Source organism: Flagellimonas sp., assembly GCF_965215805.1.
Lineage (GTDB): Bacteria > Bacteroidota > Bacteroidia > Flavobacteriales > Flavobacteriaceae > Flagellimonas.
The window spans coordinates 1,777,922-1,798,406 of record NZ_OZ244124.1; the positions used below are offsets into that span (position 1 = coordinate 1,777,922).

General features: G+C 43.3%; 14 protein-coding genes. 10 read left to right on the forward strand and 4 right to left on the reverse strand.

All coding sequences use genetic code 11. From position 1 onward, the window contains the following. Positions 1 to 36 precede the first annotated feature (36 nt). The 9 genes from ACOOE0_RS07885 (at position 37) to ACOOE0_RS07925 (ending at position 10,778) form a co-directional block, all read left to right on the forward strand. Entirely contained in the window at positions 37 to 1,656 is a 1,620-nt protein-coding gene (locus ACOOE0_RS07885) for a sodium:solute symporter (RefSeq protein WP_420401924.1), read from the forward strand. 63 nt (positions 1,657 to 1,719) lie between these two features. Beyond that, complete coding sequence (locus ACOOE0_RS07890; RefSeq protein ID WP_420401925.1) at positions 1,720 to 2,739, forward strand: zinc-dependent alcohol dehydrogenase; 1,020 nt, start codon at positions 1,720 to 1,722, stop codon at positions 2,737 to 2,739. 33 nt (positions 2,740 to 2,772) lie between these two features. Continuing rightward, positions 2,773 to 3,933, forward strand: a complete 1,161-nt coding sequence (locus tag ACOOE0_RS07895) for an iron-containing alcohol dehydrogenase (protein WP_420401926.1) — start codon at positions 2,773 to 2,775, stop codon at positions 3,931 to 3,933. Positions 3,934 to 4,056: 123 nt separating this feature from the next. Next, positions 4,057 to 5,301, forward strand: coding sequence for an ROK family transcriptional regulator (locus ACOOE0_RS07900; protein WP_420401927.1), 1,245 nt, complete (start codon positions 4,057 to 4,059; stop codon positions 5,299 to 5,301). Between the two features lies 1 nt (position 5,302). Further along, complete coding sequence (locus ACOOE0_RS07905) at positions 5,303 to 6,820, forward strand: sulfatase family protein (RefSeq protein WP_420401928.1); 1,518 nt, start codon at positions 5,303 to 5,305, stop codon at positions 6,818 to 6,820. Positions 6,821 to 6,855: 35 nt separating this feature from the next. Beyond that, complete coding sequence (locus ACOOE0_RS07910; protein WP_420401929.1) at positions 6,856 to 8,346, forward strand: sulfatase family protein; 1,491 nt, start codon at positions 6,856 to 6,858, stop codon at positions 8,344 to 8,346. Between the two features lie 26 nt (positions 8,347 to 8,372). Next, positions 8,373 to 9,095 (forward strand): GDSL-type esterase/lipase family protein, encoded by a 723-nt coding sequence (locus ACOOE0_RS07915; protein WP_420401930.1) that lies wholly within the window; start codon positions 8,373 to 8,375, stop codon positions 9,093 to 9,095. A 49-nt stretch (positions 9,096 to 9,144) separates the two neighbouring features. After that, positions 9,145 to 10,074 carry a sugar phosphate isomerase/epimerase family protein gene (locus ACOOE0_RS07920; RefSeq protein WP_420401931.1) on the forward strand — a complete coding sequence of 310 codons (930 nt, stop codon included), beginning with the start codon at positions 9,145 to 9,147 and terminating at the stop codon, positions 10,072 to 10,074. Positions 10,075 to 10,100: 26 nt separating this feature from the next. Beyond that, complete coding sequence (locus ACOOE0_RS07925; protein ID WP_420401932.1) at positions 10,101 to 10,778, forward strand: 3-keto-disaccharide hydrolase; 678 nt, start codon at positions 10,101 to 10,103, stop codon at positions 10,776 to 10,778. 119 nt (positions 10,779 to 10,897) lie between these two features. On the opposite strand, the gene ACOOE0_RS07930 is transcribed toward ACOOE0_RS07925, so the two are convergent. The 4 genes from ACOOE0_RS07930 to ACOOE0_RS07945 form a co-directional block, all read right to left on the reverse strand. Continuing rightward, positions 10,898 to 11,593, reverse strand: coding sequence for a hypothetical protein (locus ACOOE0_RS07930; RefSeq protein WP_420401933.1), 696 nt, complete (start codon positions 11,591 to 11,593; stop codon positions 10,898 to 10,900). A gap of 19 nt (positions 11,594 to 11,612) precedes the next feature. Further along, positions 11,613 to 14,939, reverse strand: coding sequence for a LamG-like jellyroll fold domain-containing protein (locus ACOOE0_RS07935; RefSeq protein ID WP_420401934.1), 3,327 nt, complete (start codon positions 14,937 to 14,939; stop codon positions 11,613 to 11,615). A 226-nt stretch (positions 14,940 to 15,165) separates the two neighbouring features. Continuing rightward, positions 15,166 to 17,352 (reverse strand): LamG domain-containing protein, encoded by a 2,187-nt coding sequence (locus ACOOE0_RS07940; protein ID WP_420401935.1) that lies wholly within the window; start codon positions 17,350 to 17,352, stop codon positions 15,166 to 15,168. Positions 17,353 to 17,510: 158 nt separating this feature from the next. Further along, a complete protein-coding gene (locus ACOOE0_RS07945) occupies positions 17,511 to 19,118 on the reverse strand; it encodes an alpha-L-fucosidase (RefSeq protein ID WP_420401936.1) in 1,608 nt (535 codons plus the stop codon). 481 nt (positions 19,119 to 19,599) lie between these two features. Here ACOOE0_RS07945 and ACOOE0_RS07950 point away from each other — a divergent pair, with 481 nt between their 5' ends. Beyond that, positions 19,600 to 20,469 carry a hypothetical protein gene (locus tag ACOOE0_RS07950; RefSeq protein WP_420401937.1) on the forward strand — a complete coding sequence of 290 codons (870 nt, stop codon included), beginning with the start codon at positions 19,600 to 19,602 and terminating at the stop codon, positions 20,467 to 20,469. The last annotated feature ends 16 nt before the right edge of the window (positions 20,470 to 20,485 follow it).

Consider the following 20,485-nt stretch of genomic DNA (forward strand, 5'->3'; position numbering starts at 1 on the left):
CTTGTGAATTAAGAAATACTAAACCAAATAAAATACATGGAAATTTCTTTTTTGGATTCGGCAATAATCGTAGCCTATTTAGTTGGAATCGTTTTGGTGGGGCTTTTCGCGACCCGAAAAATGAAAATGACGGGGGAAGGCTACTTTTTGGCAGGCCGGGGACTGGGCTGGGCCACCATTGGGGCGGCTTTGTTTGCTTCCAATATTTCAACCATTCACTTAACGGGTCTGGCAGCAGACGGATTTGATATCGGGCTGGTTGCCGGGAATTATGAATGGATGGCCGCATTTACCTTGATTCTGCTAGGATTGGTCTTTGCCCCCTTTTATTTTAAGACCAAGATTTCCACGTTACCGGAATTTCTAGAGAGACGTTTCGATTCCAGATCACGAACCTTGTTGGCTTTTATGGCCATTATTGGGGCCTTGTTCATTCATATCGGAATGAGCTTGTATGCTGGGGCAAGTGTTTTTGAAAAGTTTTATGGGGTAAACATGTATGTTTCCATCATTGTCATTTCGGCCATAACGGCAATTTATACCGTGGCAGGGGGACTGAAAGCGGTGGTGGTGACGGAGAATATTCAAACGATTATTTTGTTGCTGGGGTCCATAATTTTGACAGTTTTAGCAATTTATGCGGTAGGGGATACCGGTATTTCAAGTTTTGAGGAGCTTAAGGCGGCAATGAAACCGGGACAATTGGAAATGTTGCATACTCCTGACACAGAAATTGCACGAACCAAGGGATATTCATGGTATGCATTTTTCTTGGGGTATCCCGTCTTGGGGATTTGGTATTGGTGTACTGATCAGACCATAGTGCAAAGGGTCTTGGGGGCCAAAACCCAGAACGACGCGCAATACGGTCCATTGTTCGCCGGTCTTCTAAAGATACTTCCGGCTTTTATTCTGGTATTGCCAGGGGCACTGGCCTATGTGCTGTTCAAAGACCATATTGCTGCCCCTATAGAAACGCTCCCGGTACTGATTGACCGTTTGCTGCCGGTAGGGCTTAAAGGAGTTTTTGCTGCGGCCTTATTGGCAGCTTTGATGAGCACCATTGCGGCAGCACTTAATAGCTGTTCTTCGCTGGTGGCTTTGGATATTGTTAAACGGATCAATCCCGAGGTTTCGGATAAAAAACAAGTGCGCATTGGTAGGATCACCGCCGTGGTGGTCATGCTTGTTGCTATTTTATGGTCTACCCAAGGAGGCAAGTTTGGAAGCATATTTCAAGCGATAAATGATATGGCAGGTGCCTTGGCTCCACCAATTTCAGCAGTGTTTCTTTTAGGGGCCTTTTACCGAAGAGGGAGCAGGGATGCTGCATTTTATACACTGTTGATCGGTTTTGTTTTGGGGGTGGTTTTGTTCTTATTGGATTTCGCTCCAGTAAGTGGCTATAGATACATCACGGACGGTTTGGGAGTGGCATTCTTGATGCGTACATGGTGGATGTTCTGTCTGTGCTGTATTTTGTTTGTGGTGCTGAGCTGGATCACACCGAAACCAGATGAAGCCCAAATAGCCGAAACGACCTTCAGGAACCCACGGGAGGTTATTAGCGGAAAAGTGGAAAGTTGGAAAGATGTTAGGGTTCTAGCCGGTCTGCTTTTATTGGTCATAATTATACTCTACGCCATTTTTGAATAGGATAGAACATTAGGTGTTGAAATAAGAACATAAAAGTAACTTACTAACTATAAAAAAGAAATAATGAGACAAGCGGTGATGCCAAAACCTGGCGCGATAGATATACATGAAGTGGAAAAGCCTGTATTGTCCAATGATACGGAAGTTTTGATCGAAGTGAAGAAAATTGGGGTATGCGGGAGTGATATTCACGTGTATCATGGAAAGCATCCATTTACGCCCTACCCTGTGATCCAAGGACATGAATATAGTGGTGAGGTGGTTCAAGTGGGGGCCAAGGTCAACAAGGTCAAAAAAGGGGATAAGGTCACTGCTAGACCTCAATTGGTCTGCGGTGTTTGTGGCCCGTGCTTAAGGGGGGATTACAATATCTGTGATGTGCTGAAAGTGGAAGGTTTTCAAGCCCCAGGGGTCGCCCAGGACTTTTTTATCCTTCCAGAAGATCGTTTGATCAAACTGGCAGATGGTATGTCCTTTGAAATGGGAGCCTTGGTGGAACCTACCGCCGTTGCAGCCCATTGCACGCTAAAAGCCAGGGATTTAAAAGGAAAAAATGTGGTTGTGACCGGTGCTGGACCTATTGGAAATTTAGTGGCGCAGTTTGCACAGATCAGAGGTGCCAATGTCTTGATCACGGATTTAAGTGACTATAGGTTGGACAAGGCCAAGGATTGCGGAATTGAACATGTCAGCAATCCCAAAACGGAAAGCTTGGCCAAGGGCGTTGATCGTGCATTTGGTTCCGACGGTTTTGATGTGGGATTTGAATGTGCAGGGGTGGAAATCGCCTTAGATCAACTTATCCAAAACATCAACAAAGGAGGCGATGTGGTTGCTGTTGCCGTGTATGGGGACAAACCTAGGGTGGATGTCTCCATATTAGGAGATAGGGAGCTATCGCTCATAGGAACCTTGATGTACAAACATTCCGACTATGAGGAAGCGGTAAAATACATTGAAAGTGGTGAAATAAGTACCGCACCCTTGATTACGAAAAATTTCCCCTTCGAATCCTATTTGGAAGCCTATAAATACATTGACAAACAAGGAGATGAAACGCTCAAAGTGATCATCGATTTATAACAATACAATAAACACATTCAAATCATTCAATTTATGATGAAATCATTTACATACCATCAACCTACGGAAATCATATTTGGTTCAGGAAAAGTGAACGAAGTTGGTGAGGTTGTCAAGAAATATGGAACAAGATGTCTTGTGGTTACTACCCCTGCGGTGGAGGCTACTTTGCCCATGTACAATAAGGTAAAACAGCTTCTAGAAGATGCGGGGATTTCGGTGGCCCATTATGATCAGGTCATTCCCAACCCAACTACGGAAGTTAGTGCCGAAGGGGCCAAAATGGCCATTGAACACAGGGCGGATGTAATTTTGGGTCTTGGCGGGGGATCCAGTATGGATGCGGCCAAAGCCATAGCGGTAGAGGCTTCACACGAAGGGAGTGCCTGGGATTATCTGTTCTATAAAAAACCGCCCACGGAAAAAACACTACCCATTGTGAGCATTAGCAGTACCTCGGGTACAGGCTCACAGGTAACCCAGGTTTCCGTAATCACCAACACCGAGGAAAGGGACAAAAGCGCTTTGTACCATCCATTGATTTTCCCTGATGCTTGCATCGTGGATCCGGAGTTGATGACCACTTTGCCCAGATTTGTGACTGCAACCACTGGTTTTGATGTGTTCTGTCATGCCTTTGAAAGTGCAATCCATCCCAACCGCGGGGCCTATGTGGACTTGCTGGCTTGGGAGGCCATTGAGTATGTTGCTGAATTTTTACCAAAGGTGTTGGACGAGCCTAAAAATGTGGCGTATCGAGAAAAAATGGCTTGGGCGGATACCTTGGCGGGTTTATGTATTGCCAGTGCTGGGGTGACCTTGCCGCACGGAATGGGAATGGCCATTGGGGGAATGTATCCGCATGTGGCCCATGGGGAATCCTTGGCAATCGTTTATCCTGCCTGTACTCGGTTTACTGCTGATGCTGCTCCTGAACAGTATGGACGGATGGCCCAACTTTTTGACCCAGAGCTTAAAGGACTAAGTATGGAAGAGGCTTCAAAACATGCCGAAAGTGCAGTAATCAAGTTTTTGAAAAAGATCGGGCTCTATAAAAAATTGAGCGATGTAAACGTGCCGGAAGCTGAAATTGAAGCTTTGGCAGAACAATGTATGGTATTGCCCGATTACGAATCCAATCCAAAAGTGGCCACTAAAGCTGAAATGATTGAGCTGGTAAAAGCCTCTTATTAAATATTGTCGCACGTTCAAAACCCCATGAAATACAACCTCACTTGCTGTTAGTAACTGAATTGGGAAAAGGGTTTTTGACCAAGCTTTTGATTCAGGTTTCAAGAGTAAATAAAACTGTAGCATATGAGTGATAAAAAATTACCGGTCGGTAATTCCATATATATCAATAGATTAAACAAAATCAGGATCCTACATCTTATCAGGAATGAAGGGAAAATAAGTAGGGCGGAAATTGTTAAACGAACTGGGCTAAGCGCACCGACCGTTACCAGGATTTCCGATGATCTGATCAACAAGGAAAAACTGGTTTCCATTATTGGAAAAGGAGAATCAAGCGGCGGTAGAAGACCAAAGATCCTGCAGTTTAATTCCAAGGAGAACTATGTAGTAGGTATCGATTTGGGAACCACTTTTATACGAGGTGTTCTTTCCAATTTGGACGGTGAATTTATCATGGAGCGGGAAATTCCTACCAAGATACATAAAGGTTTTGATAAGGTCATGGAGCAGATTGGCGGGCTCATAGATAGTTTAACGTCCCGTGAACTCGCCAAAGGAAAAGATGTATTGGGCGTGGGACTTGCGGTTGCTGGATTGGTCAATAAAAACTCGGGGATAGTGGAATATTCCCCAGTTTTTAAATGGAAAAATGTCAATGTTAGGGAATCGCTCAAGGAACTTACCAATTTGCCGGTTTTCTATGATAACGTCTCACGTTTAACAGCTCTTGGAGAGTTATGGTACGGGATTGGCAAGGACTGCCAAAACTTTATAACCGTAAACTTGGGTTATGGTATTGGGGCAGGAATTATTGCCAAGGGAAAACCTTTTTCCGGCGTGGACGGTTATGCTGGGGAGTTGGGGCATATCATCGTGGATCAAAATATAGCGTCGGAAGGGCGTTCAGGACTTTCCGGTACATTGGAGGCCTTATCCTCGGGTTATGGAATTGCCCAAATGGCCAGCGAAAGACTTAAGGACGCTACCAAAACTGGATTATTGGCAAAAATGGTAAAGTCCAATGCCGGGGAGGTAGATGCGAAGATTGTGACCGAGGCGGCCATGGCGGGCGATCCTATTGCTTTGGAAATTTACGATAAGGCTGTATCCTATCTAGGGATTGGAGTTGATACCATGATTAAACTGTTCAATCCGGAATGCATCGTGTTGTCTGGTGGACTTACTGGGGCCAAAGAGTTTTTGACGGATAAACTAAAAGTTGAATTGGAGAAACATGCCATGGGGAAATTGAATAGGGAAATCCAGATTTTGGAATCCACATTTGGTGAGAATGCGGCCCTGATGGGTGCCTTTTCCCTGATTTTAAATAAAGTGCTCAATCTAAAGATTGGGAACAACCACGATTGAAATGATGCATATCAAAATCCAAGGAAAAAGGCTGCTAGGGGGCATAATTGCATTGACTTTTTTTGTACAATGCCAATTGGATAAAAAGAAAGAATCACAATCCAATCAAGCCTTTGAAATAACCTCCACTTCGGAAACCAGGCCCAATGTTGTCATCATTTATGCGGACGACTTGGGTTATGGTGATGTAAGCTGCTATAATAAAGATTCAAAAATCAAAACACCCCATATTGACAAGTTAGCTGTAGAGGGGATGAAATTTAAGGATGCGCATAGTGCGGCGTCCTATTGCACACCTTCCAGATATAGCATCTTAACAGGAAACTATTGCTGGCGGTCCAAGAAAACATTTCGACTTCAAGGAGGTTACGGTACTCCCATCATACAAAAAGATGAAAGGACTTTGGGGAACCTGTTTCAACAAAATGGTTATAAAACCGCTGCTAGTGGTAAATGGCATGTTGGGATGCATTGGTCAGTTTTTAACACCAACCTAGAAATTGAAGATGAGTACGATGAAGAAAATGTTGACTTTGAATCTCCACTTCCGTTTAGTCCTGTTGACCAAGGATTTGATTATTTTTTTGGTACTTCCGGTTGCCCAACGGACGACCCTCCTTTTCTTCATATAGAAAACAGAAATGTTGTTGGACTTCCCTTGGAAAGAAAAACATATGAAATGGTAACCCATAACGGTGGGGAAACTTCCGTCTGGGATGATATTTTAACCGGTCAAGGCTATTCGCACGAGACCACGGATATTGCTTTTACAGATAAGGCCATTGGATTTATGGAAGAGCAGACAAAAAAGAACAAACCATTTTTTGTATACCTACCGTTTTCCCTTCCCCATATTCCATGGGAACCGGCCAAATTCGTTAAGGGGTCCACAGGTGCAGGGCCTCGGGGAGACTTGGTAGCCCTTCTGGATCATTGTGTGGGAGAGATCACCAGTACACTTGAACGTTTGGGTGTAAGCGATAATACATTGATTGTCTTTACCAGTGATAATGGACCAAGAGAAGGGGAATTGGGGCATAGATCAGCTGGAGAGTTCAAAGGCTTCAAGGGGTCCTTGGCGGAAGGGGGCCACAGAGTGCCGTTTATTGTAAAATGGCCAGGAAAAATTGCTAAAGCTTCCGAAAGTAATGAATTGATAGGTCAGGTTGATTTGTATGCAACATTGGCCAGCATACTGGGTTCTCCGTTACGAGAAAAAGACGCCCCTGATAGTATGGACTTCTCCTCCGTTCTGTTCGGAGAGAAATTGAATGATCCGATAAGGACTTCCTACATACATCACGGTTTTGGTGTTAGACTAGGGGATTGGAAGCTCATCTTTGATGCAGAAAATATCGAAAAAGCTTCGAAGGAGGCAATTGAGCCTCTTGAACTCTATAATTTGAGCGAGGATCTTACAGAACAAAATAATGTAATCGAAGATCATCCGGAAATTGTTTCCGAATTGATTTCGATTTTTCTTGAAGCCCAAAGAAAAGGGCGAACAAGACCGATTTGAATATTCTTGGTAGAACTAATTAAATGTGTTTTTAAATGGGAAATTTTAAAGGACTGAATTACAGCGTCGCATTGGGAATGGTTTTTATGATCACGGCTTCATGTCAGACCAAAAAGGCTCCGGAAACATCTGGGTTGGCCCCAAACAAACCCAATGTGATCATTATCTATACAGACGATTTGGGCTACGGGGATGTAAGTAGCTATTATGCGGAATCAAAGATAAATACCCCTCATATAGATCAGTTGGCCGCGGAGGGGATGAAATTTACCGATGCTCATAGCCCAGCATCCTATTGTACCCCCTCCAGATACAGTATTTTGACAGGGAACTATTGTTGGCGGTCTACGAACACTGTGGACCTGCAAGAGGGTTATGGAGCTCCCATCATAGCAAAAGATGAAAATACGTTGGGGAATTTATTTCAGGATAACGGTTACAAGACCGCAGCTATAGGGAAATGGCACGTGGGGATGGATTGGACATTTAAAGATCCAAACGCAGAGCCGGAGGAATCCAATGTAGATTTTGAAGCACCCCTGATTTCGACTCCCATGGATCAAGGATTTGATTATTTCTTTGGTACATCGGGTTGTACCAGCGATGATTCACCATTCGCCTTTATTGATCGGAATAAATTGCAGGGATGGCCCCTAAAAGCACTAAAGGACATTAATGTCCCAGGGGATTTTAATTGGCAGACCAAGGAAACCCATTATAAGGATGTGCTTGCTGCACATGATTGGGAACATGAAAAAGCGGATACTACATTTACCAATCGAGCCATTCAGTTTATGAAGCGAACGGTGGCACAAGACAAGCCGTTCTTTGTGTATTTGCCACTTTCGTTGCCTCATATACCCTGGTCACCCGCGGAATTTGTAAAAGGAAAATCCGATGCTGGTCCCAGAGGGGATTTGGTGGTTCTTACTGACTATTGCGTTGGCCAGATTACCAAAACCATCAAAGAACTGGGCGTGGAAGACAACACCATGGTCATATTTACCAGTGACAATGGACCCCGAGAATCTTTCGACGGACATAGATCTGCAGGAAATCTAAAAGGATATAAAGGTTGGATCGAGGAAGGGGGACACCGTGTGCCATTTATTGTGAAGTGGCCCAGTAAGATAAGATCTGGCTCAACAAGCCATGAACTCATCAGTCAGGTTGATTTGTACGCCACCTTGGCAAGTGTTCTGGAATCGCCTTTGGGCGATGATGATGCGCCGGACAGTTTTGATTTTGCCCCTGTTTTATATGGTGAGCAATCGAATGGCCCTGTTCGCGATTCTTACATTCATTTGGGGTACGCGACACGAAAAGGGGATTGGAAACTCATTTTCGATTTGGAAGAATCTATAGAAGAGGCTACGGAAGAACATTTTGTGCCGACCGCCCTTTATAATCTTGCGGATGATTTAGCGGAAACCAATAACCTAATGAATCAGCATCCGGAAATTGTCCAGGAGCTATCCAAGCTGTTTTGGGATGTGAATAGAAAGGGAAGCACCAGACCGAAATAACCATTATGCGAAAACCGAAAATCTATATGGAAAAGTTGGTTTACATTTTGTCTTTGTTCATGTTGCTGAATTGTTCCACGGATAAGGAAGTCAAACCCGAAGAACTGGGGCCTACGACAACAATGGTTAAAATCCTTCCCTTGGGCAACTCCATTACAGAAGGGGAATATTATAGATATCCGCTTTGGAAGAAATTGGTAGATGCCGAATATCAACACGTTTTTATTGGGAACCGCGGTGATGAAGACCATGGATTACCTGGATATAAAGGGCAAGGATTTAATAACAAACACCAAGCGGTAAGCGGAATCTCCGCTATTGATATTGCCAATAACCAGATTGATGCTTGGATGAACGATTTGGCTGTTGCACCAGATGTGGTATTGGTGCATTTAGGCACCAATGATGCTGAGGTAATTTTTGAAGAAGCCGCAACCTTGGAAGATGTGGAACAAAGTATGCGTACCATAATTCAAGCGCTTCGAAACAAGAATTCCAATGTAAAAATACTTTTGGCGCAGATTATTCCTTTGAACACCGAATTTCCAACGCAAAATAATTTGGTGGCCCAAATTAATGGACGATGGTCCAATTTGGCCAGCGAGCTGAATACAAGCCAATCACCAATCGTATTGGTCGATTGCAATACCGGATTTTCAGCTGTGGACCTCGAAGATGCCTGGCACCCAAATGTGCAAGGAAGTGAGAAGATGGCCCAGCGTTTTGCGGATGCAATTCTACAGAAATAATCGAACCGTACAATAGTATAAAACTGCAATTGGAAGCAACATAATAATCATGGAAAGAAGAAGATTTATCCAGAATGCAACAATGGTGTCGGCCTTTGGCCTAATGGCTCCTTGGGATGCGATATCCAACAATTTAAATGACAGCACACTTCCAGTATATTGCCAGGAATTTACCTGGCTTACGTATTTTGATAGGGAAGGGAAGGAGTGGCACAAGGATTTGGCCAAATCGCTGGACAAGCTGGCGCCAAACACCTTGCATGGCATGGAAGTTCTTATGGAAATGCATCAGGGTTTTCCGAAGACCTTTTCCCAAATTCAAAAAGCACAATTAAAACCGATTTCCATGTTTGCCAGTCCAACCTTGCATTTGGAAGACATGGCCGAACGCCATATTGCCAAATTGCTAAAAATTGGAAAACGGCTAAAGCAAATGGGAGTAAATGTTATTGTGGTGAATCCCGAAGCCAAGGAAGACGGTCCCGTGGAACATAAAACTGATAACGAATTGACTATCCAAACCAAGGCCCTTGATGTTTTGGGGGCAGGATTTCGCAAAATGGGGATACGTATGTTATTCCACAATCATGAGATTGAAATGCAAAACGATGCCAAGGAGTTTCTACATGCCTTAAATGGTACCCAACCTGAAAATATGGGGCTTTGTGTAGATGCCGATTGGATCTACAAAGGCACAGGTTCGCTGCAGACCCTGTACGACCTAGTTGGGACCTATGTGGACAGGATTGGGGAGCTTCACTTGAGACAAACCGTTGATGGGGTATGGGCAGAAACATTCGGGCAGGGGGACATTGATTATGGTCATATTGCCGATCTACTACTTCAAAACGGACAACGACCTGCATTGGTCTTGGAGCAGGCGGTGGATGATGAAACCCCGCATACCTTGGCTCCTATGGAAGCTATGAAGATTAGTCTATCCAACGTCCGGAAAGTATTCTCGGAATTTGGAAAATAGAGATGCACAACTTAAAATTTAACCGGATGGGAAAGTCAGCAAGAAATTCAATTTTATTAGGTTTTTTGGCAGTGTTGATGGTATCCAGTTTTATGGGTGTCGCCCAAGAGCTTAGGTCTGACCAAAATGGAGCTGCAGTTTCATTGTTTAATGGGAAAGAGATAATTGGATGGAAGGGAGATAAACAGTGGTGGAAGGTAGAAGATGGCATGTTGGTCGGCGCAACCATATCCAAGCGAAATCCAGAGGACCCATCCTGGCTGATCACCGAGAAGGCCTTTGAAAATTTTGAGATGACTTTATGGTGCAAGCTTGAAGGGGATGGTAACCGAAATTCAGGAGTGTACTATCGTGGAAAATGGAATGCCGAAAAACAAGTGTTAGGATATGAGTTTGATCTTGGGGGATGGGCAGGAGAGAAGGAACTTTGGTGGGGAGAACTGCACGATCCCTATGGCAGGCAACTTAGTGTAAGTGACCTGGATAAATCAGCTATTAAACAATTGTATAACAAAAAAGGGTGGAACCATGTCCGCATCCGTGTTCAAGGAAACCACATTCAACATTGGTTAAATGGGATAAAAACCGTTGATTGGTATGAAGAAGACGCTTCCATACAAAAATCTGGATTTATTGGCTTTCAAATCCATCCAGAATCTAGGTATAAGGTTTATTTAAGGGATATCTATCTGAGACCGTTATAACAGGAAATCAATACAACAAGCTGATTATGGGGTCATTAATTTGATGTTCCATTCGTATAAAATTGAAAGACCGCTATGGCTACATTTTTGCCGGAAGAGGTCTTTTTTTATTCGAATAATCAATTGACCATAAAGCTCCATATATTTCCGATGGCGGCAGATTGTTTATCATCTTTTACCACAATACGCCAGTAGTATGTGCCCGCACCTGGGAGGTCAACATTTCTTGTGGTCTCAGTAATCCCGGAAACCAAAGATGTGGGTGGATTGGTCGTGCCAAAAAACACATCATAAGTTAAAGGGTCGTTATCAATATCAATACCGCTCCATGATAGGGTTACCGTGTTTCCGGTAATGGTCTCTCCATCCGAAGGACCAACCAGAACAGCGGCATACGGAACGTTATTGGTTGGCGGTTCGGGTTCTGTTTCAAACTGCCAAACCTCAGAGCTTACCGTATTTTGGCTCCCCAAACGTTTAGAGGTGATTCTCCAATAGTACGTACTGTTTTTTTCCACGGTAAAAGATTTGGTCGTACCAGATACCACTTCTTGAAACAAGGTAGTTGCAAAGCTCTCATCTTTGGAAACTTCAATAACATTTTGTACGTCATCCCCAGAGTTTTCAGTGGCCAAAGACCACTTAAATTCCAATTGGTAGTTGGTACAGACCAAATTATTGGTTGGAAAACTCAATGTGGCGGCGACCAAATTGGTAGGTGTTGGATTGGGATCTGTTGGGGTGTTGTCACTTTTACTGCAAGAAGCAAAGGTGAAAAGATGTATTGCAATTAGAGGTGCTATTATAGGTTTCATGTATTCTAATGTTTAAGTATTATTGCTTGATTACTTTGAAGACCTTATTGTTTTTTCCAGTGATTACTTTCACAAAGTACAGGCCTTCCTTTAAGTTGTTTGTAGGGATATTTGTGTGGTTGCCGGCCAACATATATTCTTCCTCCATAACTTTTTGTCCAATAACATCATAAACCTCAACAGCTACCTTTTCCACTCCAGGCGTTGTGACGCTGATAGAGAAATTATTTTTTACGGGATTGGGATACAGCATGATTGCACTGGACAGATTGGCCGTAAAGGATAGTTTCCCCTCACATGTATTTTTGGATGTTACTTCAACCTGGTCATTGTCGGAAACATTTATGGAAAAGGAAGACGATTGAAACGTACCGATTGCTTTATTGTTGACCTTTACATTATATGGCGCGGTTCCTTCGTTTATATCAATGTTCATTTTATTTAAAGACCTGGAACTGACATTTGATTTTCCCGTTAAGTTCACCCCGGCACTAATGATGACTTCATAGCAGCGCTCACTATTTGCATCATCTGTATTGACAATACATAAGGTATAGGTTTTTGGTGCTAGGTCAGGGATGTCCAGAGCGGAGGAGAAACTAAGTTCAGAGCCCTCTATTTTGGCTATATAATTGCCAGGTTGAGGGCTGGTAATGGCAATGATTCCATTGTTTTTTCCGGAACAGCTTTCCCCTGTGGTCTCTATTTTATAGTTGTTGGCTATATCAGAAGAAATGCTAATAGTAAAGTTAGTGGAACTACTGGCAGTCATATTGATATAAATTACCAAGGAAGTTGTGCCATCGGTATCCGTAAATGTTCCCTGCTTTAAGTTGGGAAGTACGGTACCATTTGCCAACACTGTAACAGGGTTTTTGCCGGACCAATTTTTAATTACAAAACATGGATTATCCAGCGGACGTTCACTTGTGGCATCCAAAGTAAACGATAGAATATCGTTGGATGCAGTAAGTTGGTACGCCCTTTGTTCCAAAGAATAAGATCCGGTTACGTTATTTGTATTACTTAGGGTTGGAGCATTTTGCCAAGATCGGTAAAGCCTCCTCAATGAAATACCATCACGATTGGACATTCCTTCAAGTCTGATGTTCTTTTTCCATCCCCCGCCGGCTATGCTCCCCATTTGATAACCATCTTCATCTGGAATGGGCTTTAGCATTGCTGTATGACCGGTCCGGGATCCACCTGCACTATAATCGTCGGATCCAGCTGTTGGTTTCTGACCCACAGGCCAGTGGTTATAGCGATTAAAATCGTTATAAGGCCCAAAAAATTCCAAATTTGGTGTATCGTAGACCATGGTGGGTTTATAGTCACTGCCGGTTATATTAATGGTCTGAACTTCTGGTTTGGGTCCTGAGTTGTGAAGAAGATCTAAGGTGTTCCAGTCAAAGGACCAATCCCAATCTATTTTGGAAGACTGGGTGTAATTTGTCACCACTTTTTTAAGGTCATTCGGAAGAATATCCAAAGGCATTTCCCCTGGTCCTAGTAAGAGCATGGGTTCGGCCCATTCCACTCTTTGTGTATTGTCAGTAGCCCACCAAATCATTTCATAGGCGTTAATGCCATCAGGGTAACAGTACATATACCAATCTGACCAATCCCCCCAACCACTTGCAGCATTAAAATGGTTAATGGACTTATCAGGAAAAATTTGGGGGTATCTCCAGTGAACCACTACCCTGGCAGGTGTATTTTCAACAATCCTAGCATGACTGTACATATGCTGTTTGTCCGACATGGGCTCATAACAGCATTCATCATTGGCGCCAAAATTTTCATTGAACTCAGAATTAAATCTTGTTTTTGCGCCATTGGAATGATAGGGGGAGTAGCTGGCACCTTTCCAAAATACGGTCTTAACCGGAGAGTTGTCATATTCAACAACAATATCCGAATAAGGACCATCCCTGAAAAGTTGATCCCAAGTATCATAGAACTTCAAATTTTCATATCGAGCCCCAAAGCTACCTGAGGTTGTACCTTCAGGCACTACTCTGGTTTCCATATCCACATTGTCTACGATAGTACTCCCTGGATTAAAGCTGTTATAGGTTTGTTGAATTTGGGCATCCGTAAGCGCAGAATTATAGATTTTGAACTCATCCATAAGGGCGTCCAAGGTAAAATGCCATCCTGCATCGGCAATTCCCGATCCAACACTTAACGCATCGGAAGTTGATGCCAAGGGGGTGTTGGAGATGGTCTCGTTTCCTACCACAGCTCCATTGATATAGGTTTTTGCACTTCCAGCCGTGGTATTTATGACCATGGCAACGTGGACCCATTTTTGCAAGGGCAAGGTAGGACCTCCAAAAATATAGGTGACTGAACTACCTTGTACTATTCTGCCAAAAATATCCCCAAATTCATCCACATAAAGGCCATAAGAATCATCCGCCACTTCATCATTGACGGTCGCATTTCCCTTGTGTACGATTGCTTGATCAATCCATGGAAGCGCACCTAAAGCAATCCAACCTTCAATAGTGAGCTGATTGGTAATGGTTGGAGCATTACCGACTGGCAACGTGATATAATTATTATAACCATCAAGTGCCAAGGCGGTTCCCGAAACACCTGTTTTCCAGTTCATTTTGTTTCCTTCAAGAGTATGGTTGTATCCTGAAATAGTTTCAGTGATGATATTGTTTTGTGCCTCATCGAATTTCCACCACGCGGATGGACTGACCACATTAGCGCCAATAATTGGATTGCCTGCCACAGGTCCTGGGGAACCTGTCGGGCTTCCTGTTGTAGTGTTGACATTGACTATGCCGCTAGGAGTAAGTTCAAAAGTCTGTGTTGTGATGTTGTTGGGGTCCTCCCAGTTGTCATAACTGGCATCCCCTTGTTTGATGGTACGTGTTACGCTACCATTGGGGAGTATGGTGAAGAGCTCGTCCACTACGGTTCTGTGGTCTTCGTTGGTCTTTGGGTTTCCAGCCCCAAAGTTGGGAAGGTAACGCCAATGCACAACGGCCTTGGTATCATCCACACTAATGAGCCTGACATGGGAGAATGTGTTGACCTTATCTGGCATACTGCCAGTGCCGTCACCGGAGCGAGGTACAACTTCAGGAACGTCATAGGAACCGCTGTTGGTTTCCAAATAAGGGAGGTAACTATTCCCGCGCCAAAATACTAGCCTGGTGTTTTCATCCAACCTAACGATCAGGTCAGCATATTTACCAGTTCTGGAAGCAGCCTCCCAACTTTCACCTTTAGTTACTTTGGTGTAATAAGCGGTAAAACTGGATTGGCCCCAACTGGATAGGCCAATAGATAATAGTATAAGGGTTAATGTGTATTTTATTTTCATAGGTTTAAGTATTTGTTCAACTTGATTTACCTGGGTTGTTTGCTTCATAATTAGAACCGCTATTTTGGTGTTTACCCAACCTGATGTTGAAACTTTTTTGGCTTTTTGCACTCCCATTCAGTTTTGGTCAAAATTCATCTGGGAAATGAAACAACCCCGTTAACATACTTTCCAAAATGAAAAGCTCAACGGGGTTGAAAATACTGGTTCAAATTTTGCCTTGGACCTAGTTTTGAGCTGCTATATCAATAGTTATCGCAGCATCTGATTCTGCTTTTACCCATACGATGAGGTCAACGCTGTTAAGGGAATTCTTGAATCCGTATCTACCATCTTTAGCATTTAAAGCCTCTCCATTTACCTCTATGGATGAGAGATTTCGCTGTCCCCAATTCTCTACCACAAAAGCTGGGTTCAATACAGGGGATTCCTTTGAAGCGTCCAGAGTGATGGACAAGGAAGGAACTTGCTCATCGAGTGCTATGGTATAGGCCTTTTCCTCCGGTTTATAATAGGCCTTGGAGGCATTGTCCCCCAATGAAATGTCAGCGGGATTGGACCAACTTTTATTTTGTTTGACCACGGTCTCAATATTTTGGTCTGTCATTCCGCATAGCATGATCTTGGTCATGGAACGATCTGTTGTTTTATAGGCATTCCAGAAATAATGGGACAGGGAGGCATGGGAACCACGATCGGCTACCATGGCGAATCTACCGTCCGTGGGCCTTGTTGCCACAGGCCAGTGATTCCACCATGGGAATACACTGATGTTTCTTCGTAACTCTCCTGCATAAACATCCATACTGGCGGGTTGGCCACCATTGATCCCACCTGCAATATCTTGTGGGCGAAGGGATGAAAAAGGTTTGTATTTTGACTTTGTGTTTACAATCTGATTGGTGATGTTTTGCGGATACGGAGGCCATAAAGGGGGTGCTTGGTGCTCCCAAGAATAGGTTTTGCTGTCACCATCAATGTTGGATACGGTAAGGGCTTCAAATTCCAATACACTTTCAGGCCTTTGGCCAGGTTCCATGACCACCATGCTCTCCTGCCATTCATGGGCGGCGTTGGGAGCATTACTAAGGAGAACATCTTCACGGACCGCGGACATGTCAGGATAAATGGTATAGGTCTCATTGGTCCAGTCGCCCCATCCAGTCTGTGGATCTTCAAAAGCGAAGTTTCCAACCACATCAACCAATCCGTAGCGCCATTGTACCACCACCCGGGCGGGAGTACTCTCAATGATCTTTACGCTGGAGTATTTGGTTTTTTTGTCCGACATCGGCTCGCAACTTCCATGGTCATTCCAGCCTTCATTAAAACCATTGTTGAAGAAAATACCATTTTCACTTACCCAGCTGGGGATATAACCTGTGCCTCTCCAGAATACGAACTTGCAATCCGTTTCATCAAATTGTACCACAACATCCGCATGTTTGTCCACGGCCCATGGGGCATCCCATCCAGGGTAATATTCCAAGGTAGTATTTACTGCTCTAAAAACACCGGGAGATTGTGGCCCGGATGGGAATTTTCTTTTCGGGAGGGCAGGTGCGCTCAATGATTTTGATTCCTTTTTGTAGGCCGTAGCAATGGTTTTTGCGTCCAAAGCTTTATTATATAATTTGAGTTCATCGAGAATCCCGTCCAAATAGGTCAATGACTTTTCGGTTCCTTCGGGCCGAATGGTTCCAGTAGGTCTGGCGGCTACCCTGCTTCTACCTATTAGCTTTTCTACATCACCATGGTAATTGATAGTGGAGAAGGTGCCTTCAAACTTTCTATTGGCAACTTGTTCCCCGTTGATATAGAGGGTCATTCCACCTGCCGGCGAATAGGTTCCTGCAACGTGGGTCCATACATTTAGCTCCACCTGTTTATCGCTCATCACCGTTTCCATTTTCCCCTCATAAGTTCCCAACTTTAGAACAGGTCTTCCCCAGGAATCCAATTCTAGACTGTAACCTTCAGTGGAGCCATCGGATAAGGGTCTTCGGTGATTGAATATGGAACAGAAATTTTTAGGATAGGCACCAAGAGCCACCCAGCTTTCAACAGTAAATTCTGTAAGTTCATCGCGAATTGCTGCGTCAGCTTCCTCATCAAATTCCTCCTCAATGTTTACGTAAGCAGTGTATCCGTCCAACAAAACAGCATTTCCCTTTACACCGGGAACGCTTTTGTAATATTTTCCATTTAGATTGTGTTCTTTTCCACTTGCTTCGGTAACATAAGCAAATACCTCCTTGGGCACATAGGTTTCTCCTCTTTCCAAATTGGCCTTTTGCCGTTCCACCCTGATCTTGTCAAAGTCGAAGTGCTGGATTGGGTTGACCTGGCTCCAGGAGTAGGTCAAGGAAATTAGAAATAGCGCAATGGCTATCGCATAGGATTTAGTTCTCATCTTTTTTATTTTTCCAATTACATATAGTTGTATTCTTTCAGCGCTTTCCTTACCAAATTAAGTTGTGCGGAATCCGCTGTCTCCAAACTTACTAAATTAAAGTTAGAAACTAATAAATATTAACATATAGTTTCTGAACCCACCTTTACATTTATGCTCTATTTGCGAACTATTTTAAGCACATAGGCGTGTTCACAGGGGCGCGACTTGGGCATTTGCACTTTGAGTCCCACGGCAGGAATGAGTTCCCAGTCCAGTGCATTTCCGTCGCCCAACATGGTTATGGATTCAATTTCATCTGGGTAAAGGTAATAGCCCGAAATGTGATTTTGTGCATCCTCGTCCAAATCAACATAGCCCCAGGCTTTTTTACCTTTCGTATAGCCTGAATGCCGTACTAATGATTTAATGGTCACCGAATCCCCTGGCCAACCCAGTATGGTTGCATACAGCACATTACCTTTGGTGGTGAATCGGATGTCCTCTTTTCCAAAATCCATGCCTTCGTCCTCGTCCTCTTCATCTGGATTCAGGTCTTTTAGGTCGTCCATCACTTCATATTCTTCTTCGGTTTCTTCGCTTTCAGGTCCTTCTCCCGATTTGGTCCAAGCCCTTGTGCCATAGATGGCCTCACCATTGATTTTTAGCCAATTCCCCATGCCCAATAGGGCATTTTTGGCTTCTTCGGGAATAGTTCCATCCCATTTTGGTCCTATATTTAATAATAGGTATCCGTTGTTGCTAACCCGATATACCAAATTATCGATGAGGTTGTTTACGGGTTCATATTCCAAATTGGGTCTGTAGCCCCAGGATGGACCGTTGTCAATAGTGGTATCCGTAATCCAATCGTAGTGGGTCAATTTGGAAGCTGCGCCCAATTCCAAATCAAAGAGTCCTACCCCTGGAGGTAGGTCATGGTGCTTGTACGAAATGATTACCTCTTCGTTGCGGTCCAATCCAGAGTTGTAATAATGGGTCACGAAGTCTTTCACATAATCTTCTCGGATAATGTCCAGGGCAAAATCGAACCATACAAAATCTGGCTGGTAATTATCCACCACCTCGATCAACTTCCCTTTCCACTCCTCCATATATTCCTTGGTGGGCACATCGCCTTCTTCATGTATAGGGCCATAAAGGCCGGAAAATTCGGGATTGCTTGAATCCTTGGTTTTGTCCCAAGTAGGGAAAAAGTACCAATTGGCCGAGTGATGAAAAGCGGTGACGAATTTCATTCCTTTGGCTTTGATGGCTTTACCGAGCTCACCCACCACATCTCTTTTGGGTCCCATTTGTGCGGCGTTCCATTGAGAGTATTGGCTATCCCACATGGCAAAGCCATCGTGATGTTCTGCCACAGGCCCGGCGAATTTGGCGCCTGACTTGGCAAATAAATCCGCCCATTCATCCGCATCAAATTTCTCACCGGTAAATTTGGGAATTAGGTCCTTATAGCCAAATTCAGGGGTAAGCTTGCCGTGCACCCGTTCAAAATCTTGTCCCCATTCACTTTCAGGATTCATATACGCCACACTGGAGTTCCAGGTAACATTTCCATTGATTCCGGAATAACAGTAGATGCCCCAATGGGTGTAAATGCCAAACTTGCCATCTTTTAACCATTCTGGCGTTTGATGTTGGGAGAGCGACTCCCAAGTGGGTTCATAATATTGGATTTGGACCACTTCATTACTTCGGTTTTCATTACAACTATAAAGAATAAAGGTCGCCAAAAGTAGGGCTGTATTGCGTACTAATCTCATAGGTTTGTCTTTTGGAATTCTTATTGATCTCTATTAGAAGGATACAACTTAGTAAAAGTGCAAAAGTAAGTTATTTTATTTATATGATTTTTAAGCTGAAACAGATATTTAGGAGAGGTCAACATAAACTAAACAACGAACAGAATGATAATAGGTGTTGTTTTTGCGCTTAGGGTAACATTGAAAGGTTTAAAATAAGTTGCGATTGAGATTTTACAAACCATGTGGTAAAGTAGGAATTAGCTTAAATTTTGTCGATTGATTTGTTAAATGTGTAAAATATAGTATAAAAAAATACTGAATCCATAATCGGTTTGATAATTGGGGATTGCCCTATAAAACATAGGGGTTGGGCCGATGGAAAACCAAAATGGACGAAGTGTGGATTGTCAACTTAACAAAACTTACTTACTAAAATTTAAAAAGTAAAAATAAATTTTATACATTTATCCGAACTTTACAACAATTAACTAAATAACTCATGAAACAAATTATTGGAAAAATTACTTTGATGGGTCTGATTCTGATTTTGGGCTTTTCTTCGTGTGAGAACCCAATTGAGGTTGAATTTCCAGAAGTACTTATTATTAATCAGGCTCCCAAAGTGACCCCGATTAGTAGCAAAACTCTAAAAGAAATAAGCGGACCAAAAACGTTTGATCTATCTACCAATGTAAACGATCAGGAAAACGATGCCTTGTCCTTTGTTGTTAATTCTAGTAACCCGGGTGTTGTAGAAGCCAGTATTAACGGTTCTATATTAACCTTACAGTCTGTTTCGATCGGAACTGCGGTTATTAGCGTTGACGTAACAGATTCCAACGGGAATGCGGTGAGTACCACTATAGACGTATCGGTAGAGGAAGGTGTGGACCTTGAATATGTGCTGGAAATCAATTTTGACGTTCCAGATGGGGAATTCTCAGCGCAAATGGAAGGTGTTGTTCCTGAAGTAAATGGTATTTATTCTGAAGACAGTTCCATAAGTGGTGGTTCTGCAGTGATTGGTCCTGGGCCTGATGATTGGTCCGGTATTGAAATGTTTACCGAAGAACTTGATATTTCTAACCAACCGAGATTCGAGTTTAGTTATGCGAACGTGAACGATGCTACAAACGTGAACATATTCTTTGGTGCTGGGGAGGAATTCTCCATTACCATGGCAGATTTGGGTGAAGACGTCGTTCTGGGCAACCCTGGCTTTAACACTATAGTGGTGGAAGACTTGCAGGCCGTTTTTGACGACTTGGACATTGAAGCTGATTTGTCCGCCGTATTCGCCATTGGATTTAATACGGCTTCAGGAAATTCATTCAACGTTGACGATGTAAGATTGGGTATCAAGGAATAATTCATGCATAACAAAG

What these genes read in the sequence shown, in the direction of transcription:
- ACOOE0_RS07885 (WP_420401924.1), top strand. Translation starts at nt 37, where the DNA reads ATGGAAATTTCTTTTTTGGATTCGGCAATAATCGTAGCCTATTTAGTT.
- ACOOE0_RS07890 (WP_420401925.1), top strand. Translation starts at nt 1,720, where the DNA reads ATGAGACAAGCGGTGATGCCAAAACCTGGCGCGATAGATATACATGAA.
- ACOOE0_RS07895 (WP_420401926.1), top strand. Translation starts at nt 2,773, where the DNA reads ATGATGAAATCATTTACATACCATCAACCTACGGAAATCATATTTGGT.
- ACOOE0_RS07900 (WP_420401927.1), top strand. Translation starts at nt 4,057, where the DNA reads ATGAGTGATAAAAAATTACCGGTCGGTAATTCCATATATATCAATAGA.
- ACOOE0_RS07905 (WP_420401928.1), top strand. Translation starts at nt 5,303, where the DNA reads ATGATGCATATCAAAATCCAAGGAAAAAGGCTGCTAGGGGGCATAATT.
- ACOOE0_RS07910 (WP_420401929.1), top strand. Translation starts at nt 6,856, where the DNA reads ATGGGAAATTTTAAAGGACTGAATTACAGCGTCGCATTGGGAATGGTT.
- ACOOE0_RS07915 (WP_420401930.1), top strand. Translation starts at nt 8,373, where the DNA reads ATGGAAAAGTTGGTTTACATTTTGTCTTTGTTCATGTTGCTGAATTGT.
- ACOOE0_RS07920 (WP_420401931.1), top strand. Translation starts at nt 9,145, where the DNA reads ATGGAAAGAAGAAGATTTATCCAGAATGCAACAATGGTGTCGGCCTTT.
- ACOOE0_RS07925 (WP_420401932.1), top strand. Translation starts at nt 10,101, where the DNA reads ATGGGAAAGTCAGCAAGAAATTCAATTTTATTAGGTTTTTTGGCAGTG.
- ACOOE0_RS07930 (WP_420401933.1), bottom strand. Translation starts at nt 11,593, where the DNA reads ATGAAACCTATAATAGCACCTCTAATTGCAATACATCTTTTCACCTTT.
- ACOOE0_RS07935 (WP_420401934.1), bottom strand. Translation starts at nt 14,939, where the DNA reads ATGAAAATAAAATACACATTAACCCTTATACTATTATCTATTGGCCTA.
- ACOOE0_RS07940 (WP_420401935.1), bottom strand. Translation starts at nt 17,352, where the DNA reads ATGAGAACTAAATCCTATGCGATAGCCATTGCGCTATTTCTAATTTCC.
- ACOOE0_RS07945 (WP_420401936.1), bottom strand. Translation starts at nt 19,118, where the DNA reads ATGAGATTAGTACGCAATACAGCCCTACTTTTGGCGACCTTTATTCTT.
- ACOOE0_RS07950 (WP_420401937.1), top strand. Translation starts at nt 19,600, where the DNA reads ATGAAACAAATTATTGGAAAAATTACTTTGATGGGTCTGATTCTGATT.